A 16,129-nucleotide genomic window follows, 5' to 3' on the forward strand; every position below is an offset into this window, starting at 1 on the left:
AAACACCGCTAGCCATTTCCCTTGAGCCACGCATGCTGTTCGACGGTGCGGTAATGGCAACTGTCTCGGATGCGGCCTCCGACACGTCGCCCTCCCCCGATGGCACTCAAGCTCATAGTACGAGCGAAATCAGCGACAACCCAATGCCGCTCGCTGCGACTGCTGACCAGCGCCAAGAGGTTGTGTTCATCGATGGCAAGGTCAGCGACAAACAGCTATTGATAGATGGCATAAAGCCAGGCGTCGAGATTGTCATACTCGATAGCAACAAAGATGGGCTGCAGCAGATTGCCGATTATCTGCAAAACAGAGAGGGCATCGACGCCATACACATACTCAGTCATGGCGATACCGGCCGTATCCTGCTGGGTGATACCTGGCTCGACAAAAATGGCATCGAAAATCGGAGTGAGTTGCTCGTTGCGCTTGGCAGTGCTCTCAGCGAAAACGGCGACATTTTGCTTTACGGCTGCAACGTAGGAGTAGACGGGGCGGGAGCCGAATTCATACAGGCATTTGCCGCAGCAACAAATGCCGACATTGCGGCCTCCAATGACCTGACTGGGCACAGTGTCTTGCAAGGCAATTGGGTTCTAGAAGTGAGCACGGGCAGGGTGGAGGCTTCGCCAGCCGTTTTAGCCTCAGCAACGGATAACTATCTTTATACGTTAGAGCCCGTGGACCAAGACTTCGAAACCCCACCTGGTAGCGCTCCGTATTCATTTACTGGTTCACAGACCATCGATGGTGTCACCTACACCCTAGTATCGCCCGCTGGCGGCTTCTCCACCATCACGGCAACCGACGATTTCAGCATAACCCCGCAGGACCCCGGCAAGCTTTACGGTTATGACCTAGCCCTCGTATTCAATCTGGATACGGGTAATGCAGGCATGCCTGGACCTCTGGACGCCCGCATCACCTCTGCCGATGGCAATGAATTCAAGCTGGTATCAATGGAGATCGATACTGGGACAAACATGGGCACTAGTCCGAACCTGACAATCAAGGGTTACCTCAATGGCGTTGAGGTGGCGTCCGATACAGTAAACACGAGCGCATCAGACAGTACGGGCTCAATCACCTACACAAAAAATGCTGTTCCCGGTGGCTCGGGAGGCACGCTGACTTTTTCCAGTGCCTGGCAATACATCGATGAATTCAGGATCACTGGCAATGACACCATTGTTGCAGTTGACGATCTAAACTTTGCACCAGCGGTGCTTCCCAATGCAGCGCCCACTATCGGCAACCTCAACGGTGACAGCGTCAACTGGACTGGTGTGGGTAATACCGTGCGCCTGGACGTGGGCAGCAACGCCAGCCTGGCCGATGCCGAACTGGGGGCGCTGAACGGCGGCAACGGCAACTGGTCCGGTGCCAGCCTCGTCATCCAGCGCGACGGCACGGCAGTGAGCAGCGATGTGCTGGGCTTCGATACCTCCGGTGCGCTGTTCACCGTCAGCGGCAGCAACCTGCAGTCGGGCGGGCTGACCTTCGCCACCTTCACCAACACTGGCGGCGTGCTGACCATCACCTTCACCAGCAGCGCTACCACCGCCACCACGGCGCTGGTTAACGACGTGGCGCAGCGCATCACCTACCGCAGCGACACGCCGGCCGGCGATGCCAACGTCAAGGTCACCCTCAATGACGGTGCCGGCGGCAGTGCCACCGCAAACATCACGGTGGCCAGCGACACCATCTACGTCACCAACGCCATCGACACCGCGGCCATCGACCCCAGCAACGGCGTGAGCTTCAGCGAGGCCGTGGCCATCGCCGCGGCCGACAGCACCGGCAGCCAGACCATCGTCTTCGCCAGCAACCTGGCCGGCCAGACGCTGAACCTCAACACCGTGTCGATCAACGAAAGCCTGACCTTCGACATGGACCAGGCTAGCGGCCTGGTGCTCACCGGCGGCACCATTACCCTGGGCGGTGGCACCACCCAGACCTTCACCCATGGCGCTGGCGACACGGCGGCCATCAACAGCATCGTTGCCGGCAGCGGCGCGCTAACCAAGACCGGGGCCGGCAACCTGACCCTCGCCGGCGCCGGCAACACCTTCTCCGGGGCCACCACCATCAGTGCGGGCACCCTGACGGTCAGCGGCGGGGATGCGCTCGCCACCGCGACCAACGTATCCGTCGCCGCAGGCGCCACCCTGGCCCTGGCGGGCAACGAAGCCTTCGGCAACCTCTCCGGCGCCGGCTCGGTGACCCTGGGCAGCTTCAACCTGACCAGCACCCAGACGGCGGACACCACCTTCTCCGGCTCCATCAGCGGTACCGGCGGAGTGACGTTCAGTCAGAGCGGTTCCGCCACCTACTCGACCACGTTTTCCGGCACCAACACCTACACCGGCGCCACCCTGCTGGCCAACTACGCCTGGCTGAAGCTCAATGGCGACGCCGCCATGGCCGACAGCAGCACCGTGCGGGTCAACGGCAACAGCGTCCTGACGCTGCTGTCGAACCAGACCATCGGCAGCCTGGCGAGCAACAACGCCAATGCCAGCATTCAGTTGGGCAGCTACACCCTGACCGCTTGGGGCAACAACGTGAGTGCCACCGTCGCCGGGGTCATCTCCGGCACCGGTTCGCTGGTCAAGCAGGGCAGCGGCATCCTGAACCTGTCCGGCAGCAACACCTATGGCGGCACCACCACCATCTCTGCCGGCGCCCTGTCGATTGCCAGTGACAGCAACCTGGGCAGCGGGGCGGTCAACCTGGCGGATGGCACCGTGTTCAATGTTTCGGGCACCAGCACCATCGACAATGCCATCACCCTCACCGGCAACAGCACCCTCGACAATGGCAACGCCGTCACCTTCAGCGGTGCCATCAGCGGTGCCTACGACCTGACGAAAACCGGCAGCGGCACCCTGAGCCTGTCCGGCAGCAACAGCTACGGCGCCACTTACGTGAATGCCGGCACCCTGAGCGTGAGCAGCGACGGTAACCTGGGCTCGGGTGCCGTCAACCTGGCGGCCGGCACAACCCTGGCGGTAACTAGCGCCACCACCATCGACAACGCCATTGCCCTAGCGGGCGATGCCACGGTCAGCACGACGGCCAACACCACCCTGTCCGGGGTAATCAGCGGTGCATTCACACTGACCAAGGCCGGGGCTTCGACCCTGACCCTCTCCGGCACCAACACCTACGGCGCCACCACGGTCAGTGCCGGCACCCTCAGCGTCGCCAGCGACAGCAACCTGGGCGGCGGCACCGTTACCCTGACCGGTGGCTCGACCCTGGCGGTGACCGGCGCCACCACCATCGACAACGCCATTACCCTCAGCGGCAACGCCACGGTCAACACCGGTGCCGACACCACGCTCTCCGGCGTCATCAGTGGCAGCAACAACCTGACCAAATCCGGCGCCAGCACTCTGACCCTGACCGGCAGCAACACCTTCACCGGCAGCACCAGCGTCAACGCCGGCACCCTGAGCGTCGCCAGCGACGCCAACCTGGGCGCCGGTGCGCTCAACCTGGCCAACGGCACCACGCTGCAGATCACCGGCACCACCACCATCGACAACGCCCTGGCGCTGACCGGCCTGGTCACCGTCAATGCCGGCGCCGCCGCTACCCTGTCCAGCACCATCAGTGGTACCGGCAGCCTGACCAAGACCGGCGCCAGCAACCTGACCCTATCCGGCAGCAACACCCAGCTCGGCACCACCACCGTTTCCGCCGGCACCCTGGTGGTCGACGGCAGCACCAACAGCGCCACCACCGTGGCCAGCGGCGCGACGCTGGCCGGCAGCGGCACCCTGGGTTCAGACGTCACTGTACAGAGCGGCGGCACCCTCTCCCCAGGCAACGGTGGCGCCGGCACGCTGACAATTAACGGCAACTTGACCCTGGACTTCGGCAGCACCCTGGCGCTGGACATCAACGGTGCTACCGCGGGCACTGGCTACGACCGGGTGGTGGTCAACGGCACCGTCGACGTCTCCGGCGCCGCCCTGGCGGTCACCCACGGCTATGCGGCCGGCAGCGGCGACAGCTACACGGTGATCGTCAACGACGCCGCCGATGCCGTGACCGGCACCTTCAGCGGCGTCAGCGAGGGGGGCAAGTTCAACGCCGCCGGCAACGGCACCGAGCTGACCACCAGCTACATCGGCGGCAGCGGCAACGACCTGTCCCTGACCGCGCCCATCGCCCCGACCATCACCAGCGTCTCCTCCAGCACCGCCAACGGCACCTACAAGATCGGCGACGTCATCACCGTCACCGTGCGCTTCGACAGCGCGGTGAACGTGACCGGCACCCCGACCCTGACCCTGGAGACCGGCGCCACCGACCGGGTGCTCAACTACGTGTCCGGCTCGGGCACCGACACCCTGAGCTTCAGCTACACCGTGCAGGCCGGCGACAGCTCCGCCGACCTCGACTACACCTCCACCTCGGCCCTAAGCCTGAATGGCGGCACCATCAAGGACGGCGCCAACCAGAACGCCATCCTCACCCTGGCAGCCCCTGGCGCCGCCGGCTCCCTGGGCGCCAACAAGGCCCTGGTGGTGGACGGCGTGCGCCCGGCGGCCACCAGCATCACCCTCAGCGACACGGCCCTGCGCATCGGCGAGACCGCCACCGTCACCATCACCTTCGCAGAGCGGGTGGTCGGGCTGGACACGGCGGACTTCACGGTGTCCGGCGGCTCGCTCTCGGGCCTGAGCAGCAGCGATGGCGGCCTGACCTGGACCGCCACCTTCACCCCGAGCGCCAACGTCAGCGACGCCACCAACATCATCACCCTGAATAACGCCGGAGTGATGGACCTGGCGGGCAACGTCGGCAGCGGCACCACCGACTCGGGTAACTACGCCATCGACACCCAGCGCCCGACGGCCACCGTCGTGGTCACCGACACGTTGCTGAAGGCCGGGCAGACCACCACGGTCACCATCACCTTCAACGAGGCGGTGAGCGGGCTGACCACGGCGGACTTCAGCGTGGCCAACGGCACCCTGAGCGGCCTCAGTTCCAACGACGGTGGCGTCACCTGGACCGCGACCCTCACGCCGAGCGCCAGCGTCACCGACCCGACCAACCTGATCACCCTGGACAACACCGGCTACACCGACATTGCCGGCAACGCCGGCACCGGCACCACCGACTCCAACAACTACGCCATCGACAGCCAGCGCCCGACGGCGACCATCGTGGTCACCGACACGGCGCTGAAGGCCGGGCAAGGCACCACCGTCACCATCACCTTCAGCGAGGCGGTGAGCGGGCTGACCACGGCGGACTTTAGCGTAGCCAACGGCACGCTCGGCAACCTCAGCAGTAGTGACGGCGGCATCACCTGGACAGCGACCCTGACGCCTGACGCCGACGTCACCGACGCAACCAACCTGATCACTCTGGACAACACCGGTTACACCGATGCCGCCGGCAATACCGGCACCGGTACCACCGACTCCAACAACTACGCCATCGACAGCAAGGCACCGACCGTCACCTCTGTCGGCGCGCCAGCCAACGGCACCTACGCGGCGGGTGACACCCTCGACTTCACGGTGAACTTCGACGAAGCCGTAACCGTTGATACCACTGGCGGCACACCACGCCTGGCGATCACCCTGGATACCGGCGGCACCGTCTACGCCAACTACCTGAGTGGCTCGGGCAGCAACGCGCTGGTGTTCCGCCTGACCGTTGCCAATGGCCAGCAGGACAGCAACGGCATTGCCGTCGGCACCAACTTCCAGAGCAACGGCGCAACCCTGCGCGATGCCGCCGGCAATGATGCCCAGACCGCGCTCAATGGCGTTCCCTCCACAGCAGACGTGTTGGTGGATGCAGCACCGCCACAGGTGACCGGCATCGCCCTCGACGGCACATCGCCCACCACCAATACCACCCTCGGCTTCACCGTTACGTTCAGCGAAGACGTCAACGGCGTGGATCTGACCGACTTCGCTCTGGCCACCACGGGCAGCGCCAGCGGTACCCTCCTCTCGCTGGTACAGATCGATGCACGCACCTATCGCATCACTGTCGGCGGTGTGACCGGCCAGGGCACGCTTGGCTTGTCGCTCACGGCCGCTGGCAGCGGCATTGTCGATAGCGTCTTTAACACCTTGCAGAGCAACTTCTCCAGCGCCGGCTACACGCTGGGCGGGCTCAATACCGGTGACCCGGAGTTCCGCGCCAACCCGACGCCCAACGTACCCACCATGCCTGGTGCACCGCCTCAACCCAATGTGCCCGGCGCGCCACCCTCCAGCACCACCTCGCCACTGTTGCCGCCGCCACTGTTCGAGCAGCCGACTCTCGGTAGTGGCGTACCCACAGTGGGCAACATCTTCATCAACAACGGTGCGCTGGCGCCCAGCTACATCGCCCAGGTCTTTGCCAGCAGCGACAGCGGTGCCGGCAATGGCAGCGGCATTGGTTTCCTCGGCTTTGGTGGGGGCGACGGCGGCGTGTTCGGTACCAGCAGTTTCTCCAGCATGTTCAACAAGGACGTACCGCTGGAGTCAGGCGAAATCCAGCTTCGCTGGGGGACTTCCACCGGCAATCGCCTGGGTGGGGGAGAAATTCTCGGGGCACCGACTCTGAGCCAGCAACTGCAGGAGATAGGCGAAAGCGAACAACGCCAGGTAAGAGACCTTGCCTGGGCGCTGGGAGAAATTCCGTTGCAGATGCCACAAGCGTAATCGACACAACAGATAAGAATCGAATGAGTGCCGTACTAGGGGGCGGCCCAAGGATGAGCAAAGCAGCGAAATTTTTCAGCATCAGTGTGCTGGCGTTAGCCGTTGGTGGTTGCGCGGTGACCAGTCAACCCATCGACCGCAGCGTAAGCGAACAACGCGCGCAGCAGGATCTGGCGACCATGTTCAAGGATCAGGAACCGCTCAGCGGCCCACTGACCTTGCACGAAGCCATGGCTCGCGCGGTGAAGTACAACCTCGAGGCGCGCCTGAAGGTCATGGAAGAAGCCATGGCTCAGCGTCAGGTCGACCTGGCGACCTTCGACATGCTGCCGCGTATGGCGCTGTCCGCCGGCTATGCCGGACGCAACAACGTCAGCGCCTCCAGCAGCCAGAGCGTCAACACCGGCACTCAGTCGCTGGAGCCGTCCACCTCGCAGGATCGTGATCGCGGCGTGGCCGACCTGACCATGGTGTGGAACGTACTGGACTTCGGTGTCAGCTATGTCAGCGCCAAGCAACAGGGCGACCAGCGGCTGATCGTGCAGGAGCGCCGGCGCAAGGTAGTGCATACCATCATTCAGGATGTGCGCTCCGCCTACTGGCGTGCCGTGGCGGCCGACCGTCTATTGACCCAGATAGACAGCCTCATGGCACGCGTCGCCCAGGCTCGCGACAACAGCCAGCGCCTGAGCGAACAGCGTATCGGCGACCCGATTCAGGCCCTGAGCTATCAGCGCGCACTGATCGAGGCGAGCCGTCAGCTGGAAGAGCAACGCCGCGCCCTGTCATTGGCCAAGACCGAACTGGCCACTCTGATCAACCTGCCGCTGGGCACTCAGGTCGAGCTCGCACCTGATGCCGGTTATCAGATGCCGGAGCTCAAGGTTGAACTCGGCACACTCGAACAGGAAGCACTGGCCAGTCGCCCCGAACTGCGCGAGCAGGACTATCAGGCACGTATCAGCGCAGCGGAAACCCGCAAAGCCATGCTCCGCCTGCTACCTGGCCTGGAGTTCTCGGCCGGAGGCCACTACGACAGCAACTCGTTCCTGGTGAACCAGAGCTGGGCAGACTACGGCGTGAAAGTCACCTGGAACCTGTTCAACGTGCTCTCCGCGCCAGCCGCCATTGATGTTGCCAAAGCCGGCCAGGAGGTCGCCGATGCGCGGCGTCAGGCCATGTCGATGGCCATCCTCGCCCAACTGCACGTTGCCAACGCCAACTTCCGCGAAGCCCAACGTCAATTCCAGACCAGCCAGCAACTGGCCGGCCTGGACGGGCAGATCGTCGAGCAACTGCGTAATCGCTACCAGGCCCAGGGCATTGGCGAGCTGGAACTGATCCAGGGCGAGCTGAACACGCTGCAGGCAGACCTGCGCCGTGACCTGGCCTATGCCGAGCTGCGTAACAGCTATGGCCAGCTATTCGCCAGTGTCGGCCTCGACCCACTGCCGGAGAGCGTCGCGTCCGACAGCGTTGCGGACATCGCTGCAGCGCTGTCCAGCCGCGAAGCGCAGTGGCAGGCGGGTCAGCTCTAGCCCGTCAGCACTCGCCATCGAGACTGGCGATCCAACGGTCGATCACCTCCAGCCCTTCGCGGTGGGAGGTTGAGCGCCCAAGCTCGGGCATCATGATGCTGGGATCGGTGCTGTGCAGGCGGAAGCTCAGCACCGATTTCTCCGGCGCACCGGGGTGGATGTCCACCAAGCGGTCGCCGGAGCCCTTGCCCGCAGCCACCGGCTGTTTACATAGCCCATAGGCGATGCCGAGCGGCGTAGCCGGATCGAGATACAAACCCGAGGTGCGACCCGGCCCTTCAGGGTTATGGCAGTGCGAGCAGTTGGCATCCAGATAACTGCGTGCCTGTTGTTCCAGGCTCTCGCCTTCGCGCGGCGCGCTCCACAGGGCATTGCGTGGCACGCTTGCCATGTCAGCCGGCATACCTTGCAGGAAGCCGATTTTCTGCCAGTGCTGCAACTGATTGGCCGCACCATCGGCGTAGGCGAAATCCTTGTTCAGATGGCGCGCCTTCGGCCCCAGCGGCTGTAAACCCTTGCCCACTTGCTCCTCGTGACAACCCGCGCACTGGTTGGCATCGGGCACCTGATAGTCGACCGACAGCACCTCGCCCGCTTCATCATGCAGTTGCAGATCGAAACTGGCGCCTGCCCATTCCAGGGTGGCCTCGCGCTGCGCCTCGTCCCAGACATAGGGTAATGCGACCCAGCCCTGCTCCTGGTGCAGCAGAATGCGCGTCTCGATCAGCCGCACCCGTTTCAGCACCACCGCCTCGGCGCTGTGCTGCTCGATACGCAGCAGTCGACCCTCGGCATCGACCGGGTAGTAGAAGGTTTTGCTCAGCACGCTGCCAACGGGGTAATCGAAACGTGTTTCGGCATAGCGAGCGTGGCTACCCTGGGGCATCCAGACAGTACGCAGCTTGTGCGCGTAGTCGGTGAACAGTGGCGTGTTCAGATCGTAGGGCTGCACACCTTCGACCGGCTGCAACTGGCCGTCACGCTGCTGCAGCACACCCCATGCGCTGAGCTTCTGCGGATAGTCCTCGCTGCTGGGCAGATAAAGAGGCGTGCGTGCCTGCTCACAGGCGCCGAGCAGTACAGCGGCAATCAACAGCCAGGTGTACTTCATGCTCACTCACCAACCTCGGCCAGGGCTGCACGCAGTTGGACGGCAGGAAGACGAGGCAGCTCGCAGCGGTGCGGCTCGATATCAGTGCTGATGTTCTTGTAACCGCCTGGCCCATCGACATTGACGATACCCGCCTCGCCATTGTCGATGCAGATGGCCAGCTCCACCGGCAAGTTGCCGTCGACCAGTTTTTCAGGGTTCACGTAGCCATCCCAGAGGATGTCCGGCAGGCGCCCATTGAGCCCGAACTTGGCCAGCCTCAGGGCCTTGAGTTCGAAGTTGTCAGGGCTGTCACCGCCCGGGCCGAAACGATTGCCGTGGATATGAATGGCTTCCGGGTAGGGGTCGAAATCATCGGTCGTGGAAAGATCGGTATAACCGGTGCTGAAGTAACTGCTGACGATGACGTTGGCAGTGCGGTGGTCGCCAATATCGTTGTCGAAGATTTCCACCTTGTCATTGGAGTTGACCAGCACGCCAGAGCCCGCCGGCACACTGGCGACCGGCGTGCCCTTGTGGCCGAAGTTCTTGTGGTTGTTGCCCTCGACCTTGTTGCGGTAGACCCGTGTGGTATGACCTGGCTGCGGCAAATTGGGCATGTTGAACACCAGGATGCCGCCGGTATTGCCAGTGGCGACGTTGTCGTAAACGTCGGCACCGATGGTGTTCTCGATTTCGATACCCGCGACGTTGCGCTCGGCACGGCTGTTGCGCACCACTACGTTGCGCGACTGGCCGACGTAGATGCCGGCGTCCGAAGCACCGATGACCACCACGCCGTCGATCAGCACGTTCTCGGTCTGCACCGGGTAGATGCCATAGGCACCATTCTCGGTAGCCGGGCCATTGGTCCACTCGGTACGTACGCGGCGGATGATGATGTTCTGACCGCCCACGACCTTGAGCGCATCACCCTTGGTGTCCTCCAGCGCCAGATCCTCGATAGTGAAGTCGGAGGCGTCCACCAGCAGCCCTTCGGCCCCCGACTTCTGCCCTTTGAAGTTGAGGATGGTCTGATCCATGCCGGCGCCGCGCAACGTCACACCACTGACCTTGAGACTCAGGCTACGGTCAAGCTGCCAGGTGCCCGCAGGGATCTCGATCACCTCACCCGGCTTGGCCTTGATCAGCTGCGTCTGCAGTTGCTTCTGAAAGTCGAGACTGGCCACGGGCGGCGCTTCGCTCTCCCCGCATGCAGTCAGCAATAAGGACAGAGCAATGGCAGAGGGAGCAGCAAGGCGCATGGTAGGACTCCGATGTTGTTTTTATATTCTGGAACTATAGTACCAATATAAAAACAAACCAAGCCCGCCATGCATCACAAGCCGAGCCATGAAACCCGGCAAGACGCTTGCAGCCCTTACCGGGAAACAACAGACTACGTCGGCCATCTCTTCCCCCATAGCCCAAGGACAGGCCGCCATGCACACCCTCGAACGCATCTATCCGCTGAAGATGGATGAGCGCCTGGCCGCCGACCAGGCCACTCTCGACCTGCACATGCAGCGCTATGAATTCGCCAGCGACTCGCTGGCAGGCTCGCACGTGCTCGACATGGCGTGTGGCTGTGGTTACGGCAGTGCATTGTTGGCTGAACGGCATCCGGACAAGCAGATCACCGGTATCGACATCGATCCCGAAGCCGTTGCCTACGCGCAGGCGAATTATCAACGCCCCAACCTGCGCTATCAGTGCGCCAACGCCGAAACCTTCGCCGACAGCGCAGGCTTCGACAGTATCGTCAGCCTGGAGACCATCGAGCACCTGCCAGACCCGGTGCGCCTGGTAGACAACCTCTCACGACTGCTGGCCCAAGGTGGTCGCATCATTGCCTCGGTGCCAACCACGCCAACACTCGACGGCAACCCGCATCACCTGCATGACTTCAGCCCAGCCAGCTTCGCCCGCCTGTTCCGCCGCCATGGCCTGCGCCCGCATGAGCGCTTCGAGCAGATCCAACGCTGGGAGTTCTCGGGGCTGTTCAAGAAGTCAGAGAAAAAAGAGACCCGCCAGCACCGCTCGGAAGGCGTCGGCAATACTGTGCTGGCGTATTACCGCAGCCACCCGTTTTATCTGTTCAGGCGCTTGTGGTCGATCCTACGCTACGGCCCGAGCAACCGTTACCTGACCTGCCGTTTCAGCACTGACTGAGATGACCACACCTCACGCGACAGTGGTGGGCTGAAGCCCACCCTACCAGATACCGGCCAGAGCCTCTGAAACGAAAATGCCAGCATAATGCTGGCGTTTTCGTGAGCGCTACCGATGATTCAGCGCGGTACTGCTGGCTTCTTCGACGGTTTCTTGCCCTTACCTTTACCCGCGCCGGCACGCTCGCGCGCAGCCTGTTGATTACGCGCCTCGGCCGCTGCTTTGGCCTGCTCGCGCTTGTCCCAGGGTTTGCTGCCGTCGCTGGCGCGAGGCGGCAAGCCGGTGTGCTGGGTCAGGATCTTGCCTGCATTACCAACCTTCTTGCTGCCGGCGGGCGTCGAGTTCTTGCGACGCGCGCTCTGGTACTCGTCGGTCTGCGGCTGATAGGTCGGGATCAGGTGATGCTTGCCGTTGCCGATCAGATCGGCGCGCCCCATACGCTCCAGTGCCTCGCGCAGCAGCGGCCAGCCCTTTGGGTCGTGATAGCGCAGAAAGGCCTTGTGCAAGCGACGTTGCTGCTCGCTCTTGACGATCTCGACGCCGTCGCTCTTGTAGGTGACCTTGCGCAGCGGGTTCTTGCCCGAGTGGTACATGGCCGTAGCGGTAGCCATCGGCGACGGGTAGAAGGCCTGCACCTGGTCGGCGCGGAAGCCGTTGCGCTTGAGCCACAGAGCGAGGTTCATCATGTCCTCGTCGGTGGTGCCCGGGTGCGCAGCGATGAAGTACGGGATCAGGTACTGCTCCTTGCCCGCTTCCTTCGAGAACTTCTCGAACATGCGCTTGAAGGTGTCGTAACTGCCGATGCCCGGCTTCATCATCTTGTCCAGCGGGCCGCGCTCGGTGTGCTCGGGCGCGATCTTCAGGTAGCCACCGACGTGGTGGGTGACCAGCTCCTTGACGTACTCCGGCGACTCGACGGCCAGGTCGTAGCGCAGGCCCGAAGCGATCAGGATCTTCTTCACCCCCGGCAGCGCGCGCGCCTTGCGGTACAGCTCGATCAACGACGAGTGGTCGGTGTTGAGGTTCTCGCAGATGCCCGGGAACACGCACGACGGCTTGCGGCAGTGCTTCTCGATCTCCGGGTCCTTGCAGGCGATGCGGTACATGTTGGCGGTCGGCCCGCCGAGGTCGGAGACCACGCCGGTGAAGCCCGGCACCTTGTCGCGCATCTCCTCGATCTCGCGGATGATCGACTCGTGGGAGCGGTTCTGGATGATGCGACCTTCGTGCTCGGTGATCGAGCAGAAGGTGCAGCCGCCGAAGCAGCCACGCATGATGTTCACCGAGAAACGGATCATGTCGTAGGCCGGGATCTTCTCCTTGCCATACGCCGGATGCGGCACGCGCGCATAGGGCATGCCGAACACGTAGTCCATCTCCTCGGTGGTCATGGGAATGGGTGGCGGGTTGAACCACACGTCCACCTCGCCATGCTTCTGCACCAGCGCGCGGGCGTTGCCCGGGTTGGTCTCCAGGTGCAGCACGCGGTTGGCGTGGGCGTAGAGCACCGGATCGTTGCGCACCTTCTCGAACGACGGCAGGCGAATCACCGTCTTGTCGCGCTCCAGGCGCGGGTGCGACAGCAGCTGTACCACCTTGGCTTCGTTGGGATCTTCGACGGGAGCCTTTTCCTGCTCGATAGCACAGGCTTCGGTGTCCTGGGTGTTCACGTAGGGGTTGATGATCTTGTCGACCCGACCCGGACGGTCGATGCGCGTGGAATCCAGCTCGAACCAGCCCGCTGGCGTGTCACGGCGAATAAAGGCGGTGCCGCGAATATCGGTGATGCTGTCGATCGGCTCGCCGCGGGACAGACGCTGAGCCACTTCGACCACCGCGCGCTCGGCGTTGCCGTAGAGCAGAATGTCGGCGGTGGCGTCCATCAGAATCGAGCGGCGCACCTTGTCCTGCCAGTAGTCATAGTGGGCGATTCGGCGCAGCGACGCCTCGATGCCGCCAAGCACCACCGGCACGTGGCTGTAGGCTTCCTTGCAGCGCTGGCTGTACACCAGGCTGGCGCGGTCCGGGCGCTTACCCGCTAAGCCGCCAGGCGTGTAGGCGTCGTCGGAGCGGATCTTCTTGTCCGCGGTATAACGGTTGATCATCGAGTCCATGTTGCCGGCCGCCACGCCGAAGAACAGGTTGGGCTCGCCGAGCTTCATGAAGTCGTCTTTGGACTGCCAGTTCGGCTGGGCGATGATGCCCACGCGAAAGCCCTGGGCTTCCAGCAGACGGCCGATGATCGCCATGCCGAACGACGGGTGATCGACGTAGGCATCACCGGTGACGATGATGATGTCGCACGAATCCCAGCCGAGCTGATCCATCTCCTCCCTGCTCATCGGCAGGAACGGTGCAGGCCCGAAACACTCGGCCCAATACTTGGGATAGTCGAACAACGGCTTGGCGGCTTGCATATTTTTTGATCAGCGGGCTATCACGAGGGGCGCGGATAATAGCACAAAAATTGACCAAACCAGACTAATACGCTGGGTTTAATAGCTCCTGCGCGCACCACGGCAAACGCTCAAACAGGCGCACAGATCACTCACCTGGCTACTGACTCTTGCCCAGCGCCGACCTCGGGAAAGAAAGGATAGAGAAATCAGTTATTTTCCTGCAGTAGCCTTACGCCATATTTGTTTTCGTCCGATAACAATCCTGTGCATATACTCAAGTACTCGGTCAGCCGACTCCAGGACATCTATGCCGCAGCGCTTCGCCTTTCTGCTCGCTCTTCTGCTGGGACTGTCGATCACGGGCCCGGCAGCGGCGTCGGTGGTACTCACCGACGCCAGCAGCGGCATGCCGCTCAATGCGCATATCGAGTTGCTGGAAGACGCCCAGGGCACCCTGACTATCGACGACCTTGCCAGCCCTGAGCAGCAGTCGCGCTTTCAACCCGCTAACGGCCGAGCCAGTGTCGGCCAGAGCCTCAATCCCTGGTGGATCAAACTCACGCTGCAACGCGACATGCACGCTCCCGCCTACTGGGTACTGGAGGTGGGCTCAGTGACTCAGCTGGACCTGCAGCTCTATCTCCCTGACGGCCAGGGTGGCTGGCAGTTGCGTCAGTCCGGCGAGCGAGTCCCCTTCAGCGAAAACCGCGACCACCCGTACCGCCGCATGGTGTTCGACCTACCGACCCTGGGTGAGCAGCCAAAAACCTTCTACTTGCGTGCCTTCGACCCGGCGGGCAACTCCTTCCCGCTGCGGGTCTGGCAACTCGAAGACCTCACGCAACTGGCCACCCGCGAGAATCTGGCGCTCGGGGCTATCTATGGCGTGGTTTTCGCGCTGTTGCTGTACAACCTGTTCATCCTCATCTCGCTGCGCGACAAGGCCTATTTCTGGTATGTGCTGACCACTGCCTTCGCCCTGCTGTTCATCATGAGCATGACCGGCCATGGCGCACAGTACCTGTGGCCAAACCATGCGGTGCCGGCGTGGCTCGATCGCATCACCCTACCTTCGCTATGGGGCCTGTTCGCCAGCCGCTTCACCCAGACACTATTGCAAACGCGTATCTACGTGCGCTGGGCGCATCACCTGCTGAACATGGCTTGCGTGATCTACCTGATCGCCATCGCTCTGACCCTGTTCGACCAGCGCTATCTCGCTGCCTGGGCCATCGCCCTGCTGTCGCTGACCAGCATCCCCGCAGCTCTGGGCAGCGCCGTGATCCGCTGGCGCCAGGGTTTCTTCCCTGCGCAGCTGTATCTGTACGGCTACGGGTTGGTCCTGGGCAGTGTCGCCATTCTGCTGCTGCGTACCACCGGCGTGCTGCAGCCGGCCGAGTGGAATGCCTACGTGTTCCCTCTGGCAGTGGCTGCCGAATCCATCCTGTTCTCCTTCGCTCTGGCTTACCGCATCCAGATCCTCAAGCAGGAGCGCGCCGTTGCCTTGCAACAGGCAGATCGCGAGAAAACCGCACGCTTGGCGCAACTGCAGGCCAGTGCCGATGAACTGCAAGCTGCAGTGACCGCACGCACCGCCGAACTGGCCGCTACCAACGAACAACTACGTGAACGTGAGCGTGAACTGCAGCATGCCGCCTTCCATGACTCGCTGACCGAACTGCCCAATCGACGCTACCTGGTCGAGCGCTGCGAGTCGGCCCTGGCTCATGCCGAACGGCACAATGAAAGCGTGGCATTGCTGTTGATCGATCTGGACCATTTCAAGCCGATCAATGACCGTTTCGGTCACGCGGCCGGCGACTTGATGCTGCAGGTAGTCGCCATGCGACTGCGCGAGCACGTTCGTGCCGGTGATGCGGTTGCGCGCCTGGGCGGCGATGAGTTCGCCGCACTGATCTGCGGTAGCGATGCCGAAAACCAGGCTCGAGAGATCGCCGAGCGCTTGCTGGCCGAGCTATCCGAGCCCGTGCACTACGGCGCCGAGCGCCTGCGCGTAACCATCAGCATCGGCGTAGCGCTGTATCCGCGCCATGCGAAAAATTTCACCGGACTGTACAAGGCGGCAGACATGGCCCTTTACCGGGTGAAGGAACTGGGCCGCTCCGGTTCACGCGTGCATGGCGACGATGGCGAACTGAGCGAACAGGCCTGCCTGGAGCTGGACGTACTTAAAGTCCCGAGCGGGCTGGCCTAGGCCCCATGGGCGAGTGCAACCCGCCAGGC

General features: G+C 62.9%; 6 protein-coding genes and 2 pseudogenes. 5 read left to right on the plus strand and 3 right to left on the minus strand.

Translation table 11 applies throughout. The annotated features are described in order from the left end of the window. Positions 1-143: 143 nt before the first annotated feature. From CDO35_RS23180 to CDO35_RS04110, 3 genes and pseudogenes are all read left to right on the plus strand, one after another. A pseudogene (locus CDO35_RS23180) lies at positions 144-602 on the plus strand (DUF4347 domain-containing protein); the annotation flags it as partial. Between the two features lie 627 nt (positions 603-1,229). Then, positions 1,230-5,567 (plus strand): annotated as a pseudogene (locus CDO35_RS23185) (beta strand repeat-containing protein); the annotation flags it as partial. A gap of 1,172 nt (positions 5,568-6,739) precedes the next feature. Next, entirely contained in the window at positions 6,740-8,224 is a 1,485-nt protein-coding gene (locus CDO35_RS04110; RefSeq protein WP_099522694.1) for a TolC family protein, read from the plus strand. Positions 8,225-8,228: 4 nt separating this feature from the next. On the opposite strand, the gene CDO35_RS04115 is transcribed toward CDO35_RS04110, so the two are convergent. Next, complete coding sequence (locus tag CDO35_RS04115) at positions 8,229-9,335, minus strand: SO2930 family diheme c-type cytochrome (protein WP_099522695.1); 1,107 nt, start codon at positions 9,333-9,335, stop codon at positions 8,229-8,231. Positions 9,336-9,337: 2 nt separating this feature from the next. Further along, positions 9,338-10,579, minus strand: coding sequence for a parallel beta-helix domain-containing protein (locus CDO35_RS04120; protein WP_099522696.1), 1,242 nt, complete (start codon positions 10,577-10,579; stop codon positions 9,338-9,340). 178 nt (positions 10,580-10,757) lie between these two features. On the opposite strand from CDO35_RS04120, the gene CDO35_RS04125 reads away from it, so the two are divergent. After that, positions 10,758-11,486 (plus strand): class I SAM-dependent methyltransferase, encoded by a 729-nt coding sequence (locus CDO35_RS04125; RefSeq protein ID WP_099522697.1) that lies wholly within the window; start codon positions 10,758-10,760, stop codon positions 11,484-11,486. Positions 11,487-11,605: 119 nt separating this feature from the next. Here CDO35_RS04125 and CDO35_RS04130 read toward each other — a convergent pair whose 3' ends face one another. Further along, the gene (locus CDO35_RS04130) at positions 11,606-13,903 is read right to left on the minus strand and encodes a YgiQ family radical SAM protein (RefSeq protein ID WP_099522698.1); all 2,298 of its coding nucleotides are present in this window, start codon (positions 13,901-13,903) and stop codon (positions 11,606-11,608) included. A 289-nt stretch (positions 13,904-14,192) separates the two neighbouring features. Between CDO35_RS04130 and CDO35_RS04135 the strand changes: the two genes are divergently transcribed. Beyond that, on the plus strand, positions 14,193-16,100 hold the full coding sequence (locus CDO35_RS04135; protein WP_099522699.1) for a diguanylate cyclase: 1,908 nt from the start codon (positions 14,193-14,195) through the stop codon (positions 16,098-16,100). The last annotated feature ends 29 nt before the right edge of the window (positions 16,101-16,129 follow it).

This window comes from Pseudomonas sediminis, from assembly GCF_002741105.1.
Lineage (GTDB): Bacteria > Pseudomonadota > Gammaproteobacteria > Pseudomonadales > Pseudomonadaceae > Aquipseudomonas > Aquipseudomonas sediminis.

Coding starts and splice junctions, on each gene's coding strand:
- CDO35_RS04115 (WP_099522695.1), bottom strand. CDS start 9,335: ATGAAGTACACCTGGCTGTTGATTGCCGCTGTACTGCTCGGCGCCTGT.
- CDO35_RS04125 (WP_099522697.1), top strand. CDS start 10,758: ATGCACACCCTCGAACGCATCTATCCGCTGAAGATGGATGAGCGCCTG.
- CDO35_RS04110 (WP_099522694.1), top strand. CDS start 6,740: ATGAGCAAAGCAGCGAAATTTTTCAGCATCAGTGTGCTGGCGTTAGCC.
- CDO35_RS04130 (WP_099522698.1), bottom strand. CDS start 13,903: ATGCAAGCCGCCAAGCCGTTGTTCGACTATCCCAAGTATTGGGCCGAG.
- CDO35_RS04135 (WP_099522699.1), top strand. CDS start 14,193: ATGCCGCAGCGCTTCGCCTTTCTGCTCGCTCTTCTGCTGGGACTGTCG.
- CDO35_RS04120 (WP_099522696.1), bottom strand. CDS start 10,579: ATGCGCCTTGCTGCTCCCTCTGCCATTGCTCTGTCCTTATTGCTGACT.